Annotated in this window: 16 protein-coding genes and 1 pseudogene; 12 read left to right on the top strand and 5 right to left on the bottom strand. The window is 68.4% G+C overall.

The annotated features are described in order from the left end of the window. Positions 1-106: 106 nt before the first annotated feature. Positions 107-1,990, top strand: coding sequence for an ABC transporter ATP-binding protein (locus ACFQ9R_RS06510; RefSeq protein WP_378989297.1), 1,884 nt, complete (start codon positions 107-109; stop codon positions 1,988-1,990). A 44-nt stretch (positions 1,991-2,034) separates the two neighbouring features. On the opposite strand, the gene ACFQ9R_RS06515 is transcribed toward ACFQ9R_RS06510, so the two are convergent. Continuing rightward, the gene (locus ACFQ9R_RS06515; protein WP_378989298.1) at positions 2,035-2,748 is read right to left on the bottom strand and encodes a GntR family transcriptional regulator; all 714 of its coding nucleotides are present in this window, start codon (positions 2,746-2,748) and stop codon (positions 2,035-2,037) included. A gap of 287 nt (positions 2,749-3,035) precedes the next feature. Between ACFQ9R_RS06515 and ACFQ9R_RS06520 the strand changes: the two genes are divergently transcribed. Genes ACFQ9R_RS06520 through ACFQ9R_RS06550 form a run of 7 tightly spaced genes read left to right on the top strand, consistent with a single transcriptional unit; the run spans position 3,036 to position 11,177 of the window. Continuing rightward, positions 3,036-3,956, top strand: coding sequence for an ABC transporter permease (locus tag ACFQ9R_RS06520; RefSeq protein WP_378989299.1), 921 nt, complete (start codon positions 3,036-3,038; stop codon positions 3,954-3,956). After that, positions 3,953-4,825, top strand: coding sequence for an ABC transporter permease (locus ACFQ9R_RS06525; protein ID WP_378989300.1), 873 nt, complete (start codon positions 3,953-3,955; stop codon positions 4,823-4,825). Before ACFQ9R_RS06520 ends, ACFQ9R_RS06525 begins: the two co-directional genes overlap by 4 nt. Continuing rightward, positions 4,822-5,820 carry an ABC transporter ATP-binding protein gene (locus ACFQ9R_RS06530; RefSeq protein WP_378989301.1) on the top strand — a complete coding sequence of 333 codons (999 nt, stop codon included), beginning with the start codon at positions 4,822-4,824 and terminating at the stop codon, positions 5,818-5,820. The genes ACFQ9R_RS06525 and ACFQ9R_RS06530 overlap by 4 nt, the downstream gene beginning before the upstream one ends. Continuing rightward, positions 5,817-6,809 (top strand): ABC transporter ATP-binding protein, encoded by a 993-nt coding sequence (locus ACFQ9R_RS06535; protein ID WP_378989302.1) that lies wholly within the window; start codon positions 5,817-5,819, stop codon positions 6,807-6,809. The genes ACFQ9R_RS06530 and ACFQ9R_RS06535 overlap by 4 nt, the downstream gene beginning before the upstream one ends. Before the next feature lie 7 nt (positions 6,810-6,816). Continuing rightward, positions 6,817-8,346, top strand: coding sequence for an ABC transporter substrate-binding protein (locus tag ACFQ9R_RS06540; RefSeq protein WP_378989303.1), 1,530 nt, complete (start codon positions 6,817-6,819; stop codon positions 8,344-8,346). Between the two features lie 4 nt (positions 8,347-8,350). Next, the gene (locus tag ACFQ9R_RS06545) at positions 8,351-9,604 is read left to right on the top strand and encodes an amidohydrolase family protein (protein WP_378989304.1); all 1,254 of its coding nucleotides are present in this window, start codon (positions 8,351-8,353) and stop codon (positions 9,602-9,604) included. Between the two features lies 1 nt (position 9,605). Continuing rightward, positions 9,606-11,177, top strand: coding sequence for a chlorohydrolase family protein (locus ACFQ9R_RS06550; protein ID WP_378989305.1), 1,572 nt, complete (start codon positions 9,606-9,608; stop codon positions 11,175-11,177). Here ACFQ9R_RS06550 and ACFQ9R_RS06555 read toward each other — a convergent pair. The 3 genes from ACFQ9R_RS06555 to ACFQ9R_RS06565 are packed head-to-tail and all read right to left on the bottom strand — an operon-like array spanning position 11,131 to position 14,738. Next, a complete protein-coding gene (locus ACFQ9R_RS06555) occupies positions 11,131-12,573 on the bottom strand; it encodes an amidase (RefSeq protein ID WP_378989306.1) in 1,443 nt (480 codons plus the stop codon). The two genes, ACFQ9R_RS06550 and ACFQ9R_RS06555, sit on opposite strands and share 47 nt — an antisense overlap. Positions 12,574-12,630: 57 nt before the next feature. Beyond that, entirely contained in the window at positions 12,631-13,626 is a 996-nt protein-coding gene (locus ACFQ9R_RS06560) for an acryloyl-CoA reductase (RefSeq protein ID WP_378989307.1), read from the bottom strand. A 44-nt stretch (positions 13,627-13,670) separates the two neighbouring features. After that, positions 13,671-14,738: a DNA polymerase IV gene (locus tag ACFQ9R_RS06565; RefSeq protein WP_378989308.1), complete on the bottom strand. Its 1,068-nt coding sequence runs from the start codon at positions 14,736-14,738 to the stop codon at positions 13,671-13,673. A 72-nt stretch (positions 14,739-14,810) separates the two neighbouring features. On the opposite strand from ACFQ9R_RS06565, the gene ACFQ9R_RS06570 reads away from it, so the two are divergent. Together ACFQ9R_RS06570 and ACFQ9R_RS06575 are read left to right on the top strand one after the other, a co-directional pair. Further along, positions 14,811-15,374: a TetR/AcrR family transcriptional regulator gene (locus ACFQ9R_RS06570; protein ID WP_378989309.1), complete on the top strand. Its 564-nt coding sequence runs from the start codon at positions 14,811-14,813 to the stop codon at positions 15,372-15,374. Positions 15,375-15,415: 41 nt separating this feature from the next. Next, a pseudogene (locus tag ACFQ9R_RS06575) lies at positions 15,416-15,823 on the top strand (PaaI family thioesterase); the annotation flags it as partial. Positions 15,824-16,063: 240 nt separating this feature from the next. Here ACFQ9R_RS06575 and lon read toward each other — a convergent pair. After that, the gene (gene lon, locus ACFQ9R_RS06580; protein WP_378989310.1) at positions 16,064-18,550 is read right to left on the bottom strand and encodes an endopeptidase La; all 2,487 of its coding nucleotides are present in this window, start codon (positions 18,548-18,550) and stop codon (positions 16,064-16,066) included. Positions 18,551-18,738: 188 nt separating this feature from the next. Between lon and ACFQ9R_RS06585 the strand changes: the two genes are divergently transcribed. Beyond that, on the top strand, positions 18,739-19,146 hold the full coding sequence (locus ACFQ9R_RS06585; RefSeq protein WP_378989311.1) for a YciI family protein: 408 nt from the start codon (positions 18,739-18,741) through the stop codon (positions 19,144-19,146). Beyond that, positions 19,143-20,285, top strand: a complete 1,143-nt coding sequence (locus tag ACFQ9R_RS06590; RefSeq protein ID WP_378989312.1) for an RNA polymerase sigma factor — start codon at positions 19,143-19,145, stop codon at positions 20,283-20,285. The genes ACFQ9R_RS06585 and ACFQ9R_RS06590 overlap by 4 nt, the downstream gene beginning before the upstream one ends. The last annotated feature ends 6 nt before the right edge of the window (positions 20,286-20,291 follow it).

Below are 20,291 nucleotides of genomic sequence, written 5' to 3' on the forward strand. Positions count from 1 at the left end.
GCGCTGAACCCGGTGCGCCCGGAAAGTATTTGCAGTCAACCTTTGTTGAGGTTTTAGTGTCGGTGGGCAGGAGTTCAATGGGCGGGGAGCCTCGAGGAGAGTGGCAGTGAGTATCGAATCAGTGGCCTACAGCCAGATGTACCGGCGCGTGAACGCACCGGAGGAACAGCGCCCGTTCAGCATGGTGACAGCACGGCGGATCCTGCGCTTCGCCGAGCATCACCGGCGCCGGATCGGCGGGTTCCTGCTGCTCAGCGTGGTGGCGGCGGTGCTCGGTGTGGCCACCCCGGTGCTGGCGGGGCGGGTTGTCAACGGGATCGTCGACGGTGCGGCGCCGCGCACCGTGGTGCTGCTCGCACTCGCCATCGCGGCCCTGGCCGTCCTCGACGCGGCCCTCGGCATCGCCATCCGCTGGCTGTCGGCAAGGATCGGCGAGGGCCTGATCCTCGATCTGCGCACCGCCGTGTTCGATCACGTGCAGAAGATGCCCGTCGCGTTCTTCACCCGGACCCGCACCGGCGCGCTGGTGAGCCGGCTGAACAGCGATGTGATCGGCGCGCAGCGCGCGTTCAGCGACACTCTGTCCGGCGTGATCACCAACCTCGTCACCCTGGTGCTCACGCTCGCCGTGATGCTCAGCATCTCCTGGCAGATCACCCTGCTCGCCCTTGTCCTTCTCCCCGTCTTCGTGATCCCCGCCCGGCGCGCCGGCAACAAACTCGCCGCCATGCAGCGTGAGTCGGCCCAGCTCAATGCCGCCATGAGCACCCAGATGACCGAGCGTTTCTCCGCACCGGGCGCCACGTTGGTGAAGCTGTTCGGCAGGCCGAAGCAGGAATCGTCGGAGTTCGCGGAGCGCGCCACCCGCGTGCGCGACATCGGCGTACGCACCGCGATGCTGCAGACCACCTTCGTCACCTCGCTCACCCTGGTCTCCGCGCTCGCGCTCGCCCTGGTCTACGGCCTCGGCGGCTGGTACGCGCTGACGGGCAGCCTCGACGCGGGCTCGGTCGTCGCGCTTTCGCTGCTGCTCACCCGCCTCTACACCCCGCTCACCGCGCTGGCCAGCGCCCGCCTGGAGATCATGTCCGCGCTGGTGAGTTTCGAGCGTGTCTTCGAGGTGCTCGACCTGAAGCCGCTGATCGAGGACGCCCCGCACGCCACCTCGGTGCCCGACGGCCCGGTCGCGGTGGAACTGGACGCGGTGAACTTCGGTTACCCGTCGGCCGACAAGGTCTCGCTCGCTTCGCTGGAAGATGTCGCGACACTGGACCGCCGTGGCGGCGTCGAGGTGCTGCACGAGGTGTCGCTGCGCGCCGAACCCGGACAGCTCATCGCGCTGGTCGGCTCCTCCGGCGCGGGCAAATCCACTATCGCCCAGCTGGTTTCGCGCCTCTACGACGTCGACTCCGGCGCGGTCCGCCTCAACGGGTCCGACGTGCGCGACCTGACCACCGAATCCATCCAGCGCACTGTCGGCCTGGTCACCCAGGACGGGCACCTCTTCCACGACACCATCCGCGCGAATCTCCTGCTGGCCCGGCCGGAAGCCACCGAAAACGAACTGTGGGACGCCCTCGGTCGCGCCCGGCTCGGCGACCTGGTCGATTCGCTGTCCGACGGTCTGGACACGGTGGTCGGCGAACGCGGTTACCGCCTCTCCGGCGGTGAACGCCAACGCCTCACCATCGCCCGCCTGCTTCTCAAGCAGCCGAGAGTCGTCATCCTCGACGAGGCGACCGCGTCCCTCGACTCCACCTCGGAGGCCGCGGTTCAGGAAGCCCTCACCGAAGCGCTGACCGGCCGCACCGCACTGGTCATCGCCCACCGCCTGTCCACCATCCGCGCCGCCGACCAGATCCTGGTCCTCGAGGACGGCCGCGTCGTCGAGCGTGGCACCCACGCCACCCTCCTCAACGCCGACGGCCGGTACGCCGAGCTCTACCGAACCCAGTTCGCCGACGACCCGGTGGCCCCTGCCACCGTCTGAGCGAACGGTCTGTTCAGCCCAGCTCCCCGATCGTGGGGGCTGGACTAGCGGTCGTCGCCAGGAGCATGGTCATGGTCGGCATGCCGTAGCGCGGTGACGATCGTGAGGGTGGGGGTGCGACCTGCTTCGGTGTGGCTGAGCATGGCGTATTCGGCCAGGCGTTCGTCGCCCGAGGAGATCGCGTCGATGAGGTGCTGGTGTTCGTCGCGCTGTTCCTCGGTGTTGCGTTCGGTGGTGAGGAAGAACAGCCAGGCCATCCGGGCGAGGATGGTGCGCATCAGCTGGGTGAGCAGCGAGTTGCCGGACAGTTCCACGATGGCGCCGTGCAGCTTCGCGTTCGTCTCGGCGATCCGGAGCGGATCACCAGAATCGGTGGCCTCCTGCGCTTCTCGCAACGCGGCCCGCAGGGGCGAGCTGTCGTGCCCCTGCCTGATCCGGGCAGCGGCGAGTCGGGCCGCCAGCGGTTCCAGGCCGATGCGGACATCGAAGAGTTCTTCCACCGCGGTGGTATCCCAGGACCGCACGACCGCGCTGCGACGCGGCAGCGCGCTGACGATGCCGTCGAATTCGAGTAATGCCAGGGCTTCTCGCACCGGCAGGCGCGAGGTGCCGAGCATGGCGGCCAGGCGCGCCTCCGGCAGTTTCTCGCCTTCGCGGTACTCCCCCGTGATGATCGCGCGGCGCAGATCGTCGTATATCCGTCGGGTCTGCGAAGTGTCGTCGACGACTTCTACCGGCGGACGTAAGTTTCGGGCCACCCGAACAGTCTACGAAGCCGCGCCGATGGTGACGGCCGGCGATCGCGCAGTCTAGCGGCGGACCTACCGAATTCAATCCGGTAGACCAAATATATCTTTTTCCACCTCAGACCACCTGCAAACCAGCCTGCCCCGCGGGTCGAGTATGGCCCTTGACGAAGGCATTTCTGCCGGTTGGCAGCATCGAAATCATTCACGGACCCGAAACTTTCGGAACACAATGGGGATACACGGGAATCCAATTCTGTATACCGAATGACATTCTCGGCACACAGAGAGGATCAGTGTTGGCCGTCTATCTGATCCGCCGCCTCATCCAGGCGGTGATCACCGTGTTCGCCGTCATCTCGCTGGCGTTCCTGCTCGGCAGATCGACCGGAAGTCCCGTGGCCTCTCTCCTGCCGGAAACGGCGAGCGAGGCCGACATCGCGGCGCTGGAAGCCGAACTCGGCTTCGACAAACCGCCACTGACCCAGTACTTCGACTACGTGACCGGCGTACTGTCCGGCGATTTCGGTGACTCGTACCAGCAGACCGGCACCTCGTCGATGACACTGGTCCTGCAACGCCTGCCCGCTTCGCTCCAACTCGGTGTCGCGGGCTTCGCGATCGGTCTCGCACTCGCCTTCGCCGTGGTGCTCGCCATCCACCTGAGCGGCCGCTGGTCGCTACGCGGGGTAGCGCTCGGTGTCGGCGCGGCGCGACTGGCGGTGCCGGACTTCCTGTTCGGGCTGCTGCTGGTGCTGGTGTTCTCGGTGACGCTCGGCTGGTTGCCCTCGCTCGCCGGTGCCGACCCGCTCGCGATCATCATGCCCGCCCTCACCATCGCCACCGCGCAGTTCGTCGTCTACTCACGGCTGCTGGACAATTCGCTGGTCGCCGAGAGCTCCCAGGACTATGTGCGCACCGCGTACGCGCGCGGCGAGCGCAGATCCTCGGTGCTCCTGCGCGATGTGCTGCCGAACGCGCTGCTTCCGGTGCTCACCATCTCCGGAATCACACTCGGCACGCTGCTCGGTGGGCTGGTGATCGTCGAAAACGTCTTCGCCTGGCCCGGTTTGGGCACGTTGATGCTCGACGCGGTGTTCAACCGGGACTTTCCGGTGGTCCAGTCCGGGCTGGTGGTGATCGCGACCATCTTCGTGATCGTCAACTTCGGGATCGACGTCCTCTACGGCGTCATCGATCCGAGAGCGAGAGTCCGATGATCCGTCCCCGCGACTACGCCACGATCGCGGGCGTCGCCATGATCCTCGCAGTCGTGCTGTTCTCCCTGCTGTATCCCCTCTTCCCCGGTTACGACCCCTACGGGCAGGACCTCGCGGCCGCGTTCTCCGCGCCGTTCACCACCGGGAACTACCCGCTCGGAACCGATTCGCTCGGTCGCGATCTGGCGAGCAGGCTGGCGCTGGCCGGACGGATCACACTCGGGTTGGTCCTGGTGATCGTGCTGGTCAACGCGGTGATCGGCATGACGGTCGGCACCGTGTCGGGCTATTTCCGCGGTGTCACCGACAGCGTGCTGATGGGTGTCGCCGATGTGCAGCTCGCGGTCCCGATGACGCTGGTGATCATGGCGGTGTCGGCGATACGCGGGCCGAGTACCGCGCTGATGGCGACGATCCTCGGCGTCACCTTCTGGGTCGGCTATGCCAGGGTGGCGCGCTCGGTCGCGCTCGGGCTGTCCGGTCGCGATTTCGTGATCGCGCCGAAACTGCTCGGCGCGCGCTCTGGCTGGGTGATGCGCAAGCACGTCGTCGGGCACGTCACGGTCCCTGTGCTGATTCTGGCGACCGCCGATCTCGGCAATGTGCTGATCATGATCTCGTCGTTCGACTATCTCGGCCTCGGCGTGCAACCACCCACTCCCAGTTGGGGATTGATGATCACCGACGGACAGAAGTACCTGCGCCAGGCGCCCTATCTGACGATCGTTCCGGCGGTGGCACTGCTGCTGGTGATCGGCGGAACCCTGTTGGCCAGCCGGCGATTCACCGATGAAGGCCAGGGGTTGCGCCGAGTTCGGCGGGCACCACGCGCTCGCCGCAGCGCTCTCGCGAAAGAGGTTGTGGCATGAGCCCATTGCTGGAGATCACCGATCTCACCGTCGGCTACGAGACAGCCACGGGCGACCGTGTGGTGCTCGTCGACGGGGTGAGCCTGCGCCTGGAGGAGGGCGAGGTGCTCTGTCTCGTCGGCGAATCCGGATCGGGCAAGTCGGTGACGATGCTCGCCGCCCTCGGCCTGCTCCCCCCGGCATTGACGATCTTCTCGGGCAGCGTGCGTTTCCGCGGCGACGAACTCGTCGGCGCCGACGACGAAACCCTGCGCCGCCTGCGGGGCGCCGAACTCGGCATGGTCTTCCAGGACCCGATGACCACCCTCAATCCGGTGCGCCGGGTCGGCACGCAGATCGGTCGCGCGCTGGCGGTGCATCAGCGGCTCGACGCAAGGAAACGCAAGCAGCGCGTAGTCGAACTCCTTGCCTCCGTGGGTATCCCACAACCTGCCGAGCGGGCGCGCGCCTATCCCCACCAGTGGTCCGGCGGTATGCGCCAGCGCGCGGTGATCGCCATGGCGATGGCCAACGATCCGGCGGTGCTCATCGCCGACGAGCCGACCACCGCGCTCGACGTGACCATCCAGGCCCAGCTCATGGAGGTGCTGGCACAGGCCCGCGCCCGCAGCGGCGCGGCGATGGTGTTGATCACCCATGATCTCGGGTTGGTCGCCCAGTACGCCGATCGGGTGGCGATCATGTACGCGGGCCGGGTGGTCGAGACCGGCACGGTGTGGCAGATCTTCGACGACGCCGCCCACCCGTACACCCGTGGCCTGCAAGGCAGTCTGCTCGGGCAGGCGGGCGCGGGCCGCGCCTACGCCATCCCCGGCTCGCCACCGTCACCGACGAAACGTCCGGCCGGGTGCGGGTTCGCCCCGCGTTGCGAGTTCGCGGGCAAGAGCCGCGAATGCGACACAGCCCCACCACCTCTCGTCGCCACCGGCGACGGTCGCGCGCTCGCCTGCCCGCCCGCGCTCGCCGCCCCTCTCCGAGAGGACATTTCGGCATGACCGTGATCGATACCGCAGAGGAAGTGATCCGGGTCGACGGCCTCGAGGTGAGCTTCACCAGCAGGCGCGGCCTCACCGGCAAGCGCAGACTGCGAGCCCTCGACGGCGTGAGCTTCGGGGTCGTACGCGGTGAAACCTTCGGCCTGGTCGGCGAATCCGGTGGCGGGAAGTCCACGCTGGTCCGCACGATCTTCGGCATCAACACCCCGACCGCGGGTTCGGTGCGCATCCTCGGCCACGACCTGGCCGCCCTGCGACCGGCCGCGCGCAGGGCGCTGCGCAACCGGGTGCAGCTGGTGTTCCAGGACCCGTACTCCTCCCTCGACCCGCGAATGAGCGCGCACGACATCATCGCCGAACCGCTCCGGATCGCGGGCGGTTACTCCCGCGCCCGCGTGCTCGGACTGCTCGACCAGGTCGGGCTCGGACCGGACGCGCTCGACCGGCGCCCGGCCGAGTTCTCCGGCGGACAGCGGCAACGGCTCGGGATCGCCAGGGCGCTCGCGCCGAGGCCGGAGGTGCTGGTGCTCGACGAACCGGTGTCCGCGCTCGACGCCTCGGTACAGGCCCAGGTGATCAACCTGCTCCAAGACCTGCAAGAACAGCTCGGCCTGTCGTATCTGTTCATCGCCCACGATCTCTCGGTCGTGCGGCACCTGTCGGACCGGGTCGCGGTGATGCATCTGGGCAAGCTCGTCGAGATCGGCGCCACCGAGGACGTGTTCACCAGTCCCCGGCATCCGTACACGCGCGCGCTGATCGCCTCGGCTCCCGTTCCCGACCCCCATCAACACCGCCGCGACACCTCGACGCTGATCCGCGGCGAACTCCCCGATGCCGCGAATCCACCGAGCGGCTGCACCTTCCGCACCCGCTGCCCATCGGCGACCGGCGAATGCGCTACGCGCATACCGGAACTCGAGCCGCTCGGGCCCGCCGGGCATGTCGCGGCGTGCCTGCATCCACTTCCCCGCTCCACGAAAGATTAGGAAACCCATGAGACCGATCACCCGCAGTGTGGCTACCGGACTCGCGATCCTCGCGTTCTCCACCGTCACCCTGAGTGCCTGCGCACCCGCGGGCACCGACACCGCGTCCACGAAGACCCTCGTGGTCGGCACGGTCACCGAACCGACGGACGTGCCGGACCCGATCAGCGACGGTTCGCTGGCAGGCTACAACTACTACTTCGCGACCTTCGACCAGCTCGCCCGATTCGACGCGGAAGGCGTGATCGGCCCGAAGCTCGCGACCTCGTGGGAGCACAACACCGATTTCACCCAGTGGACGTTCACGATTCGTGAGGACGCGAAGTTCCACAACGGCGAACCGGTGAAAGCCTCCGATGTCGCGTTCACCTACAACCAGATCAAGGCGACACCCAACGGCGATCCGGCCACCTATATGGAGATGTTCACCTCCGCCGCCGCCGGTCCCGGCAATACCGTGGTGTTCAGCCTCAACGCCCCCTTCTCCGCGTGGCCGACCATCACCACCGGCGTCTCGATCGTGCCCGAAAGTGTTTACACCAAGCTCGGTTCCGCGGGATTCGCGGCCGCACCGGTCGGCTCGGGGCCGTTCGTGTTCGACCACTACACGCGCGGCGTCGAATACGTCGTCAAGCGCAATCCGAACTACTGGGGCGACAAGGCCGCACTGGAGACCGTGACCTTCAAGACGGTGGCCGACGCCGACGCCCGACTCAACGGTGTTCAGTCCGGCAGTCTCGATGTGGCCTTGATCGCACCCAATCAGGTTGCCGCCGTGGATGGTTCGAAGAGTGTGCACATCGAGTCGCGGGTCTCCAACGGCGTCACCTTCCTCGGCATGAACGCCACGGCGGGTCCGCTGGCCGACCAGCGGGTACGCGAGGCGATCGCACTGTCGATCGACCGGGACGCCATCGTCAAGAGTCTGCTCGCGGGCCGCGCGACGGTCGACAGCCAACTGGTCGCCAAGAACGTCGGCGGCTACGACCCGAAATATCCCGCGCCGGTGCGTGATACGGCCCGGGCCGAGCAGCTGCTGGCCGCGGCGGGCTACAACGGCACGCCGATCCCCTTCCAGTACGCGACGAACGGACGCATCCCGCTGAGCTCCGAGATCGCCCAGTCGATCCAGGCGAACCTTGCCGAAGTCGGCATCACCATCACCCTGCACGGCACCGATCAGAGCAGCCATTCCCAGATGATCTACACGAAGAAGGCCGCCACCGGCATCTACCTCAACACCTACGCACCGTCCACCATGGACGGCGACGCCCCGATCGCCTCGATGTTCGGCGGGCAGTGGAACGACTACGCGATGCTGCCGGAAACCCAGGCCCTGGTCGCCAAGACCCGGACCGTCGCCGGACAGGCCAGGATCGATGTCTACCGAGATCTGTTCACCCTCAACGATTCCAAGGCGCTGCTGCTCGGCCTCTACACCCCCGATGCCAGCTACGCGGTGGACCCGGCGCTGAACTGGAAGCCGCGGGCGGACGGGATGATCACCGTCGACGCCGCGACCTTCGGCAAGGACTGAGCGCGTGGGTGATTCGCTGTTGATCACCGATGTTCGCCCCTGGGGCGGCCCGCCGGTGGACCTGCTGATCGAGAACGGCACGGTGGCCGCGGTATCCGCGGCCACCGGTCCGCCGGTGCCCGCCGGCGAGCTCGTCGACGGCGCGGGCCGGTTGATCCTGCCCGCACTGTCGGATGTGCACCTGCATCTCGACTCGAGCAGGCTCGGGCTGCCGTTCCGTGCCCAGACCGGGATGCCGGGACGGTGGGGCCGGATCATGAACGATCGCGAGCACTGGCGGTCGGCGGAACGTTCCGTGGCCGAACGTGCCTCGTTCACCCTCGCGGTGGCAGTGGCCAACGGGGCCACCAGGATTCGCAGTCACGCCCAGGTGGACGCCGATTCCGGGCTCACCAAGCTCGAAGGCGAACTCGCGGCGCGGGAACGCTACGACGACGTGTGCGACGTGGAGATCGTGGCGTTCCCGCAGGTCGGAATCCTGCTCGAGCCCGGCGTCGTCGACCTCATGGACGCGGCACTGTCGGCCGGGGCCGACCTGGTCGGCGGGATGGATCCGTGCGAACTCGACCGCGATCCGGTGCGACATCTCGACGCGGTGTTCGGGCTGGCCGACAAGCATCAGGTCGGCGTCGACATCCACCTGCACGAAGCGGGTGAGCTGGGGCTGTTCACCCTGTCGCTGATCATCGAACGGGTGCGGGCGCTCGGGATGACCGGTCTGGCGACCATCTCCCATGCCCGATGCCTGGCCGGTGGGCTGCCCGCTGTGCCTGCGGCGATCGAGCAGCTGGCGGAGCTCGACATCGCCCTCACCCACGCGGCGGGCGCGCAGGGTTGGGCGTTGCCGTTGCTCGACCTGGCCGCGGCCGGTGTGCGCGTCGGGGTCGGGATGGACGGTCAGCGGGACTACTGGTCGCCCTACGGCAACGGCGACATGCTCGACCGCGCCTGGCAACTGGCGTTCGTCAACGGGTTCGGATCCGACGAGCACGTGGAACACGCTCTCGCCGTGGCCAGTTGGGGTGGTGCGAGCGTGCTCGACCGCAGTCTGCGCCCGCTCGGCCGGAGCGAGCCGCATCCAGGTTTCGAGGTCGGTGACCCGGCCGAGTTCTTCCTCGTCGACGCGGCCAGCCCGACTTCGGCTGTGATGGACCGCCCGGCCGAGCGCACTGTAATCCACCGGGGCAGTGTCGTTTCCGTCGATACGGCACTGGACGGATTCGAGATTCCCGGTCGTTGGGGCAGGGGGAGGAGCTGAGATGCGGCGCGGTATTCGAGCACGCCATGTGCTCGCGTCGGGGATCGTCGGCGGCCACGTGATGCTCACCGATGGCGAAGTGGTGGTGGAGGATTCGCGCATCGTCGCCGCCGGTCCGCGCGGTCTGGAGACCGTCGACGAGGTGATCGAGCTCGGGGACGCGATCTTGATGCCCGGGCTCATCGACCTCGACGCGCTCACCGACATCGACCACACGATCCTGGATTCGTGGCAGTCGCGCGAGCTCGGCCTCGGTTTGCAATGGTCGCGCGAGTACGCCACACAGCGGCGGCGCGCGGTGTTCGACGCCGAGGAGCGGGCGTTCATCCGTGAGTACGGGTTCGTCCAGCTGCTGCTGCACGGGGTGACGACGGCGATGCCGATCGCGTCGGAGGTACACAGCGATTGGGCGGAGACCTACTCCGACGCCGTGGCGATGGCCGAATCCGCACAACGTCTGGGCCTGCGGGTGTACCTCGGGCCCGCGTACCGATCCGGGGTCAACGTGGTCGACGACGACGGCTCGCGGTCCATCTACTGGAACGAAGAACTCGGGCTCGACGGGTTCGAGGGTGCGGCGCGGTTCCTGGAGTGGGCCTCGGCGCAGGACACCGATCTGGTCCACGGGACGCTGCTCCCGTGCCGGATCGAGACGCTGTCCGAGGATCTGCTGCACCGGACCGCCGCGCTGGCCGCGGCGACCGGCGCGCTGGTCCGCCTGCACGCGCTCCAAGGGCTGCACGAACGCGCGTTCGTGATCGAGCGGTTCGGTATGTCACCGCTGGCCGTGCTCGAGCGGACCGGTCTCCTCGGGCCGAATCTGCTCATCCCTCACGGGATCTACATCGACTCGAACCCGCACGTGGATGCCGATACCGATGACGATCTCGGCACGCTCGCGGCGTCGGGAGCATCGATCGTGCACTGCCCGCTCACCTCGGCCAGACACGGATCGGCGCTCGACAGTTTCGATCGGTACCGGGCAGCGGGCGTGCGCATCGCCCTCGGCACCGACTCTTTTCCGCCGGATCTGGTGCGCGGCATCGACATCGGCGTCACCTTGGCCAAGGTGCTGGCATCGCGGCTCGACGCGGCCACCTACGGCGACTACGTCTCGGCGGCGACGCTCGGCGGTGCCGAAGCGCTGCACCGACCGGACCTGGGCACGATCGCGGTGGGGGCGACCGCCGACCTGGTCGCCTTCCGCCTCGACGACCCGCGCGACGGCGTCCTCGACGATCCGATCCGGACCCTGTGCATGAACAGCACCGGGCGCGCGGCGGATTTCTCCATGGTCGCCGGGCGGATCACTCTGCGCGACGGGGTAATTCCCGGCATCGACCTGCCTGCGATGACCCGGCGGGCGCAGTCACTGTTCGACCGGATGCGTGCGGCCTACACCGAGCGCGACTACCTACGCCGTCCCGCCGGCGAACTGTTCCCGGCGTCCTTTCCGGCCGAGCCGTCGATACCGCGCGGCGATGGCGTTGCTCCCGAGCACGTGAGCACACCCGGAGGGGGAGTGGTCAGCCCCGCGGGCGGACCCAGCCGCCGAACGCCTTCTCGAGAGTGAGGGCCGCGGCGATCGAGAGGTGATCGCGGTTGGGTCCCGCGACCACCTGTACCCCGAGTGGCAGACCGTGGGTGCTGCGGCCGAGCGGCACCTGGGTGACGGGGAGCCCGGCGAGGCTGAACGGTGCGACCGTGTTCGTGCGCCACAGGCGGCCGGTGGTGCGGCCGTGACGGGGCGCGACCGTGCTCAGGGTCGGATGCAGGAGCAATCCGTCACCGATGATCTCGGTGATCTCGGCGGCAGTGCGGTGTGCGGCGGCGGTGATGCGCCGGGCCACCCGGGTGGGTAGCCGGGCCGCGATCAGCTCGCCGAGCGCGAGGAGGCGGGTGGCGAGGGTGTGGTCGCCGCGCAGGGCGGTGAGTTGTCGCGGCGCGAGGATGTCGGCGCCCTCGCCGCGCATGATCTCGGCGAAGCTGATCCCGGTCTCCTCGGCCAGCACGATCGTGGCGAAGAGCCCGATCGTCCGCAGCGAACGCATCGGTACCCGGGTGACCTCGGCGCCCGCCTCGGTGAGCGCGGCGGCGGCGCGGTCGCGCGCGGCCAGCACCTCGCGACCGAAGCCGGGGGCGAAGGTTCCGTCGAGCAGCACGACGGGCACACCCCGCATCGAGGTCGTCGCCGGATCGCCGAGGGTGGCCGCGCGGACCAGGGGATCGGTCCCGTCGGGGCCGGCCATGATCCGCAGCAGCGGCATGAGATCGGCCGCACGGCGGGCGATGACCCCGTTGGAGCACAGGGCGGCCACGCCGAACGGTGGTGGCCACGCACCGGTGGTCGGGAGCAGGCCGGTCGACGGGCGGTGCCCGAAGACGCCGTTGCAGAAGGCGGGAACCCGGATCGAGCCGAGGGTATCGGTGGCCAGGCCGAGCGGGGAGCCGCCGCTGCCGACGGCGGCGCCCTCACCGCCCGACGACCCGCCCGCCGTCCGTGTCCGGTCGTGCACGTTGCTGGTTCGCCCGTAGACCCGGTTCGTCGACTCGAGCCACATGCACCCCTCGGCGGTGTTGGTCAGCCCGAGCACGATCGCACCCGCGTCCAGAACTCGTTGCACCACCGTGGCATTCGCGGTGGGCCGCAGGTGCCGCCGAGCCACGACGCCCGCCGTGTTGGGCAGGCCCGCGACCGCCAAGGACTCCTTGACGGTGATCGGGACGCCGAACAGCGGCGGCAGGTGCTCCGGCCCGGTCGCGAGGTGGGCGTCGGCGGCGTCGGCCTGTGCCCGCGCGGTGTCGTAGCAGTCCACCACCACGGCGTTCGTGGCGGGCGCGAAACGTTCCAGCACGGCGATGTGGGCATCGATCACCGCGCGGACGCTGACCTCGCGGGCGCGAATGGACGCGGCCAGCGCGATCGCGGACTCGTCGGTGATCGTGGTGCCGTCTGAGCGGAGCATCATGCTCGTTACAGTATTACAATCTCCGTAACGTCGTCGTGTGGCGAATTTCTGGCGGGCTCAGAACTCGTTGGCCACGCCGATCACGGTGCGCCCGGAGTGGGTGCCGTCCTTGATCGACTGCAGGACGGTGCCGACCTCGGTGATCGGTGCGAAGGACTCGATCGTCGACAGATGCTGGGGTCGAAGCTGTTTGCCCAGTGCCGTCCACAGTGCGCGGCGCTTCTCGATCGGGAGCTGGACCGAGTCGATGCCGAGCAGGCTGACACCGCGCAGGATGAACGGGAGCACGGTGGTGGGAAGCTCGGCGCCGCCGGTGAGGCCGCTGGCCGCTACCGCCCCGCCGTAACCGATGGCGCTGAGGACGTGGGCCAGCGACGCGCCGCCGACGCTGTCCACCGCCGACGCCCAGTTGGCCTTGTTGAGCGGGCGCGGCTTGGCATCGGGGTCGAGGGGCAGCCGGCCGATGACCTCGTTGGCGCCGAGCTCGGCCAGCAGGTCGTTCGCGTCGGTCTTGCCGGTGGAAGCGATCACCTCGAAGCCGAGGCCGGAGAGGATGTCGATGGCCACGGTGCCGACGCCGCCGGTCGCGCCGGTGACCAGGACGGCGCCGTCGTCGGGGGTCAGGCCGTGGTCGAGCAGGGCCTGCACGCTCAGGGCGGCGGTGAAGCCCGCGGTGCCGATGGTGGCGGCGTCGCGGGTGTCGAGGCCGTCGAGCTTCACCACCCATTCGGCAGGCACCTTGGTGTATTCGGCAAAGCCACCGTTGCGCGAAACGCCCAGGTCGTAGCCATGGGCGATGACCTGATCGCCGGGGGAGAAGTCATCGATCTCCGAGGCGATCACCTCACCGGTGAGGTCGATGCCCGGCACGATCGGATAGTTGCGCACCACCCCACCGCGCGGCGTGATCGCCAGCAGATCTTTGTAGTTCGCGCTCGAGTAATGAACCTTGATCGTCACCTCGCCGCTACCGAGGAAGTCGTCTCCCACCGTTTCACGAGCGAGAACGATCCCACCATCGGATTCACGGGCCACCATCGCAGAAAACTCCATTGCCCGAGCATACGAGTTCGCGAGACCTCGGGGGAGGACCCACGTCAGGGCGGGAGGAGTTCCAGTCGGACGCCGAGGAGGCGGATCGGGCGGTCCAGGTCGAAGCGGTCGATGATCGCCAAGGCAGTGTCGGTGATGGTGGTGATGTCGTCGGTGGGGGTGGGGAGTTTTTGCTGTTTGCTGCGGGTATAGAAGGTTTTCGTGCGGACGGTGACCGAGACCCGGGTGCTGACGCGGTGGTGTTCGCGCATCTCCTCGGCGACCTCGGTGGCGATGCGGGCGACCTCGCGGCGGATTTCGCCGGGATCGGTGAGGTCGTGCGGGAAGGTCTCGGACTTGCTGCGGCCCACGGGGATTCGTGGGGTGGTCGAGAGTTCGGTGTCGCCTTTGCCGTGGCCGAGGACCCACAGGTAGGGGCCGGTGCTCGGGCCGAACTCGGCGGCCAGACGCGCGCGGTCGGCGGACATGAGATCGGCGACCGTGGTGATGTCGAGGTCGGCCAGGCGGTGGGCGATGCGGGCACCGACGCCCCAGAGCGCGTCGGTGGGGCGGTGGCCCATGAGTTCGGTCCAATTGGCGGCGGTGAGCTCGAAGATGCCGGTGGCGGCGCCGGGGTCGTGCTCGGGTTCGGCGGAGGTCTTGCCGGTGGACTTGGCGAAACCGGTGGCGAGCTTCGCGGTGAGCTTGTTGTCGCCGATGCCGACCGCGCACGTGAGGCCGAGTTCGATGATGGCGGTGCGGATTTCGGCGGCCAGCTGCCACGGATCGCCGTCGGTGGCGACGAACGCCTCGTCCATCCCCCACACCTCGACCGCGCCGGCCACCCGGCCCAGCGTCGCCATGATCTCTTCGGAGGCCACCTCGTAGGCGGCCATGTCGACCGGCAGGAAAACGCCCTCCGGGCACTTGCGCTGCGCCATTCTCAACGCCATCCCCGCACGCACGCCGTAGGCCCGCGCGGGATAAGACGCGCAGGTCACGACCTTGCGGGGCTGCGCGGGATCGCCCTCGCCGCCGACGATCACCGGCCGGCCGCGCAGCTCAGGGCGACGCCGGAATTCCACCGCCGCCTGGAACTGGTCGAGATCCACATGCAGGAGCCACCGGGGCACAGTTCCGTCTTACCGCATCGCACCGACAGATCGGCTCTTGCCACGTCAGCCGGACAGAACTAAATTCTGTATATGGAGATGCGAGATCGGTTGTTGCTCGCCGCGGAGCGGCAGTTCGCCGAACACGGCGTGCTCGATGCCACGCTGAGCGATATCCGCGCCGCCGCCGATGCCAGCGTCGGCGCGCTGTACCACCACTTTCCGGACAAGTCCGACCTCTATCGGCAGGTCTGGGTGGCCGCGCTCACCGACTACCAGCAACACTTCTGGAATGCCGTCGCCGACAGTCCCGACGCGCGGACCGGCGTCGAGGCCGGGGTGCGCGCGCACCTGCACTGGGTGCACGAACATCAATACCGCGCAACGGTTCTCACGGGTTCGCGGCCGCCCGGGGCCCGCGAGAGCGAGCGCAATGTGGAGTTCCTCACGGCCGTCCGGCGGTGGTGGCGCACGCACGCGGGATACGGCGCGGTGCGTGACCTGGAACTCGATCTCGTCTACGCGCTGTGGCTCGGTGCGGCACAGGAATACTCCCGCCAATGGCTTGGTGGCAATATCCGTACCGCGCCAACCGATGTCGCCCCCGAGCTCGCCGCCGCCGCGTGGGCGACACTGCGGGCCGACGGCACCGAATAGTCACCATGCAGGGCCACGCAACTCGAAGAACGGAACACCCGATGCCGACCGAAGCTTCCACCCTCGACCTCGACCTGGCGCGCCAGGTACTAGCCGCGCAGCCGTTCGCCCGTCTGGTCGGCACCGAGCTCACCGAATTCGGTGAGGGCGCAGCCACTCTCATCATCGACATCCAGCCAGAACACGGCCAGCAGTTCGGCTTCGTGCACGGCGGGGTGCTCGCCTACGCCGCCGACAACGCCCTCACCTTCGCCGCGGGTACCGTCCTGGGCCCCAACGTCCTCACCGGCGGCTTCACCATCACCTACCTGCGCCCTGCCCAGGGCGAGCGCCTGCGCGTGCACGCCACCGTCCTTGGCGCCACCCGCCGCCAGGCCGTCACCCACTGCGACGTCTACGCCGAGACCGAGGGCGAGGAACCTGTCCTCTGCGCGGTCGCCCAGGGCACCACTCGCCGCGTCGAGAAGGACCTCGCCCCCACCACCGAGGAAGACGCGGACGGTTTCGACGACGACGATCTCGACGACGACCTCGACGACCTCGACGACCTCGACGACCAGGACAACTACGACACCGACCAACTCGCCGTAGTCACCGTCGCAGGCCCGATGCTGCCGCCGACCGTCAGCCGCTAGCCGGACACGTCAACGGGCCGTACACAGCTGTGCACGGCCCGTTGACAGCGGGGATCAGGCGCTGACGGCGAAGGTCTTGCCGTCGGCGGCGGGTTCGGCGATCGGCTCGATCGCGTAGGCCAGGATGTCTGCCACGTCGGCGACGGGGCGGACGTTCAGGGCGGCCAGTACTTCCGCCGGGACTTCGTCCAGGTCCGGTTCGTTGCGGGCCGGGATGAAGACGGTCTTCAGGCCGGCTCGCTGGGCGGCGAGCAGCTTCTGCTTCACGCCGCCGATCGGCAGGACACTGCCGTTCAGGGTGACCTCGCCGGTCATCCCCACATCGCCGCGGACCGGGCGACCGAGGGCCAGCGACACCAGGGCGGTGACCATGGTGACGCCCGCCGAAGGGCCGTCCTTGGGGACCGCACCCGCGGGGAAGTGGATGTGGATGTTGCGGTCGAGGACCTTCGGCTCGATACCGATTTCCTCCAGGTGCGAGCGGACGTAGGTGAGGGCGATCTGAGCGGATTCCTTCATCACGTCACCGAGCTGGCCGGTGAGGGTGAGCGAACGCTCGCCCTCGGCGCCGTTGGCCTCGATGTAGAGGACATCGCCGCCCGCACCGGTCACCGCGAGGCCGGTCGCCACGCCCGGGACGGAGGTGCGCTCCATCGAGTCCGGGGTGAAGCGGGGACGCCCGAGGTAGTCGGTGAGGTTGTCGAGGTCGACCACCAGGCTCGTCACCTGACCGACCGGCTGCGGACCGGCCGCGATGTCGATGACGTTGTCGTAGCCGAGTTCGGGGTCGTACCCGAGCACCGCGCCCTCGCCCAGCGCGCCCTTGTCGACGAGCGGGGCGTCCACGGCAGCGTCGCCGACGCTCGCGGGGTCGCCTGTGACCAGGCGAGTTGCCGCCTTGCGCAAGGCTTTTGCCACCAGGCGCTCCATTTGACGCACACCCGCCTCCCGGGTGTAGTTCGCCGCGATCTCGCGCAGGGCCGCGTCGGTGATCGACACTTCTTCCGCGGTCAGCGCGTTGCGCTCCAGCTGGCGGGGAACCAGGAAGTCGCGCGCGATCGCCACCTTGTCGGCCTCGGTGTAACCGTCGACGGTGATGAGCTCCATACGGTCCAGCAGGGGACCGGGGATGGTGTCCATGACGTTGGCGGTCGCGATGAACAGGACATTCGACAGGTCGAGGTCCAGGTCCAGGTAGTGGTCGCGGAAGGTGTGGTTCTGCGCGGGGTCGAGGACCTCGAGCAGAGCCGCCGCCGGATCACCACGGAAGTCGGAGCCGACCTTGTCGATCTCGTCCAGCAGGACAACGGGATTCATCGAACCCGCCTCCTTCACCGCACGCACGATCCGGCCCGGCAGCGCGCCGACGTAGGTGCGGCGGTGGCCACGGATCTCGGCCTCGTCGCGCACGCCGCCGAGGGCGACGCGAACGAACTTGCGGCCCAGCGCCTTGGCGACCGATTCACCCAGCGAGGTCTTACCGACACCGGGGGGACCCACCAGCACGAGCACCGCGCCGGACCCGCGTCCGCCCACGACCTCGAGACCGCGCGCGGCCCGCCGCGAACGCACCGCCAGGTACTCGACCATCCGGTCCTTCACCTCGTCGAGGCCGTGGTGATCGGCGTCGAGCACCGCTCGCGCGGCCGAGACATCGGTGCTGTCCTCGGTTTTCACCGTCCACGGCAGATCGAGCACGGTGTCGAGCCAGGTACGGATCCAGCCGGATTCCGGGCTCTGGTCGCTGGCGCGCTCCAACCGGCCGACCTCGCGCAGCGCCTCCGCGCGCACGTTCTCGGGCAGGTCCGCGTTCTCCACGCGAGTGCGGTAATCGTCGGCGCCGTCGGGTTCGTCCTCGCCGAGTTCCTTGCGGATGGCGTTGAGCTGCTGACGCAGCAGGAACTCGCGCTGACTCTTCTCCATGCCGTCGCGGACGTCTTCGGAGATCTTGTCGGTGACCTCCACCTCGGCGATGTGGTCCTTGATCCAGTCGATCTGCTTGGTCAGCCGCACCGCTACATCGGGGGTCTCGAGCAGTTCGCGCTTCTGGTCGTCGGACAGGTACGGCGCGTAGCCCGCGGTGTCGGCGATGGCCTCTACGTCGTCGAGCTGGTTGACGATGTCGATGATCTGCCAGGCCTCACGCCGCTGCAGCACGGCGACGACCAGCTTCTTGTACTCGGCGGCGAGCTCGGTGGTCCGCTCGTCGGGCTCGACCGCCTCGACGAGTTCGGCCTCCACCCACAGCGCGGCTCCCGGCCCGGTGACACCGTGCCCGATCCGGGCGCGGCGCTCGGCCTTCAACACGGCCGCGGGCGCGCCACCGCGCATCCGGCCGACCTGTTCGATGGTGGCGACGACGCCGTAGGACGCGTAGCCCTCGTCGAGGCGCGGCGCGACCAGCACCGAACCGGTTTTGGCCGCCTGGGCGGCATCGATGGCGGCCTGCGCGGATTCGTCCAGTTCGATGGGCACGACCATGCCCGGCAGCACGATCGGATCGGTCAGGAACAGCACCGGCAGGTTCTGAGCTGAAGTCATGTCGACCCTTCCAAAGTTGAGCTTTGCTGACTCAACATGGACCCCCGGCGGTTTGTTCCTGCAGGTGGCGCCGTTCACTCACGGCGAAAATAATCGGCCGGGATTCTTGTGCCGCCGATGTCAAGAACGCGTGGGTGGCTCCGTCCCAGGGGTACAACCCACACAGAACACCAACCGAGGAGAACATCATGGCCAAGTACCTGCTGCTCAAGCACTACCGTGGCGCGCCCGCATCGGTCAACGACGCGCCGATGGATCAGTGGACGGCGGACGAGGTGTCCGCGCATGTGCAGTACATGGTGGATTTCGCCGATCGATTGCGATCGACCGGCGAGTTCGTCGACGGTCAGGCACTGTCCACCCAGGGCACGTGGGTCCGCTCGGACGGCGAGGGTCGCCCGCCGGTCACCGACGGGCCGTTCGCGGAGACCAAGGACCTGATCGCCGGGTGGATGGTCATCGATGTCGAGACCTATGACCGGGCGCTCGAACTCGCCGGGGAGCTGTCGGCGGCACCGGGCGCAGGTGGAAAGCCGGTGCAGGAATGGCTCGAACTGCGGCCGTTCTACACAGAGTTGCCCACGGTGACCGAATGAACGACGCGCTACTGCGCGAACTCGTCCCCGCGGTGATCGCAATCCTCGTCCGCCGCGGGGCCGGGTTCGCGGCGGCCGAGGACGCGGTGCAGGAGGCGCTGATCCGGGCGCTGGAAACCTGGCCCGACGATCCACCGCGCGACGCGAAGGGCTGGCTCGTCGCCGTCGCCTGGCGGAAGTTCATCGATGCGACACGGGCCGAAACATCCCGGCGTGGGCGAGAATTCGCGGTCGATGCCGAGCCCGAAGCCGGTCCGGTGCCCGCCACGGACGACACGCTGTGGCTGTATTTCCTGTGCGCGCATCCCTCGCTGTCGCCGGGCTCGGCCGTCGCGCTGACCTTGCGCGCGGTCGGCGGCCTGACGACCCGGCAGATCGCGACGGCCTACCTGGTTCCGGAATCGACTATGGCGCAACGGATCAGCCGGGCCAAGAAGCGGATCACGGGCTTACCGCTGGACCGTCCCAGCGATCCGGCAACGGTGCTGCGGGTGCTCTACCTCGTCTTCAACGAGGGCTACAGCGGCGATATCGATCTGGCCGCCGAAGCCATCCGCCTCACCCGTCAGCTCGCCGCCTCGACCGGCGAACCCGAGGTCTCGGGGCTGCTCGCGCTGATGCTGCTGCACCACGCCCGCCGTGCGTCGCGCATCGAGGGCGGGCGCTTGATCTCGCTGGCCGCACAGGACCGATCCCGGTGGGACACAAACCTTATCGCCGAGGGCGTGACGATCCTGCAAGCCGCACTGGCGCGTGACCGCCTGGGCGAATACCAGGCCCAAGCCGCGATCGCGGCCCTGCACGCGGACGCCCCGAGCACCGCCGAAACGGACTGGATACAGATCGTGGAGTGGTACGACGAACTACTGCTTCTCACCGACAGCCCGGTGGTGCGCCTGAATCGCGCGGTCGCGGTCGGTGAGGCCGACGGCCCCCGAGCAGGGCTGGCCGCCCTCGCGGATCTCGACCCGGAACTACCGCGCCACAGCGCATCCCGGGCCTACCTACTCGAACGAGCGGGCGAACTCGAAGAGGCCGCGACCCTGTACGCCGCAGCGGCCCGCGCGGCCACCACAGTTCTCGAGCGCGACCATCTCACCCGCGAGGCGGCTCGAGTTCGGCAGTTACCGCGACCCTGAATCCGA

Source organism: Nocardia sp. NPDC056541, assembly GCF_042794235.1.
Taxonomy (GTDB): domain Bacteria; phylum Actinomycetota; class Actinomycetes; order Mycobacteriales; family Mycobacteriaceae; genus Nocardia.

What these genes read in the sequence shown, in the direction of transcription:
- ACFQ9R_RS06525 (WP_378989300.1), top strand. Translation starts at nt 3,953, where the DNA reads ATGATCCGTCCCCGCGACTACGCCACGATCGCGGGCGTCGCCATGATC.
- ACFQ9R_RS06585 (WP_378989311.1), top strand. Translation starts at nt 18,739, where the DNA reads ATGGCCAAGTACCTGCTGCTCAAGCACTACCGTGGCGCGCCCGCATCG.
- ACFQ9R_RS06550 (WP_378989305.1), top strand. Translation starts at nt 9,606, where the DNA reads ATGCGGCGCGGTATTCGAGCACGCCATGTGCTCGCGTCGGGGATCGTC.
- ACFQ9R_RS06540 (WP_378989303.1), top strand. Translation starts at nt 6,817, where the DNA reads ATGAGACCGATCACCCGCAGTGTGGCTACCGGACTCGCGATCCTCGCG.
- ACFQ9R_RS06555 (WP_378989306.1), bottom strand. Translation starts at nt 12,573, where the DNA reads ATGATGCTCCGCTCAGACGGCACCACGATCACCGACGAGTCCGCGATC.
- ACFQ9R_RS06570 (WP_378989309.1), top strand. Translation starts at nt 14,811, where the DNA reads ATGGAGATGCGAGATCGGTTGTTGCTCGCCGCGGAGCGGCAGTTCGCC.
- lon (WP_378989310.1), bottom strand. Translation starts at nt 18,550, where the DNA reads ATGACTTCAGCTCAGAACCTGCCGGTGCTGTTCCTGACCGATCCGATC.
- ACFQ9R_RS06560 (WP_378989307.1), bottom strand. Translation starts at nt 13,626, where the DNA reads ATGGAGTTTTCTGCGATGGTGGCCCGTGAATCCGATGGTGGGATCGTT.
- ACFQ9R_RS06590 (WP_378989312.1), top strand. Translation starts at nt 19,143, where the DNA reads ATGAACGACGCGCTACTGCGCGAACTCGTCCCCGCGGTGATCGCAATC.
- ACFQ9R_RS06530 (WP_378989301.1), top strand. Translation starts at nt 4,822, where the DNA reads ATGAGCCCATTGCTGGAGATCACCGATCTCACCGTCGGCTACGAGACA.
- ACFQ9R_RS06535 (WP_378989302.1), top strand. Translation starts at nt 5,817, where the DNA reads ATGACCGTGATCGATACCGCAGAGGAAGTGATCCGGGTCGACGGCCTC.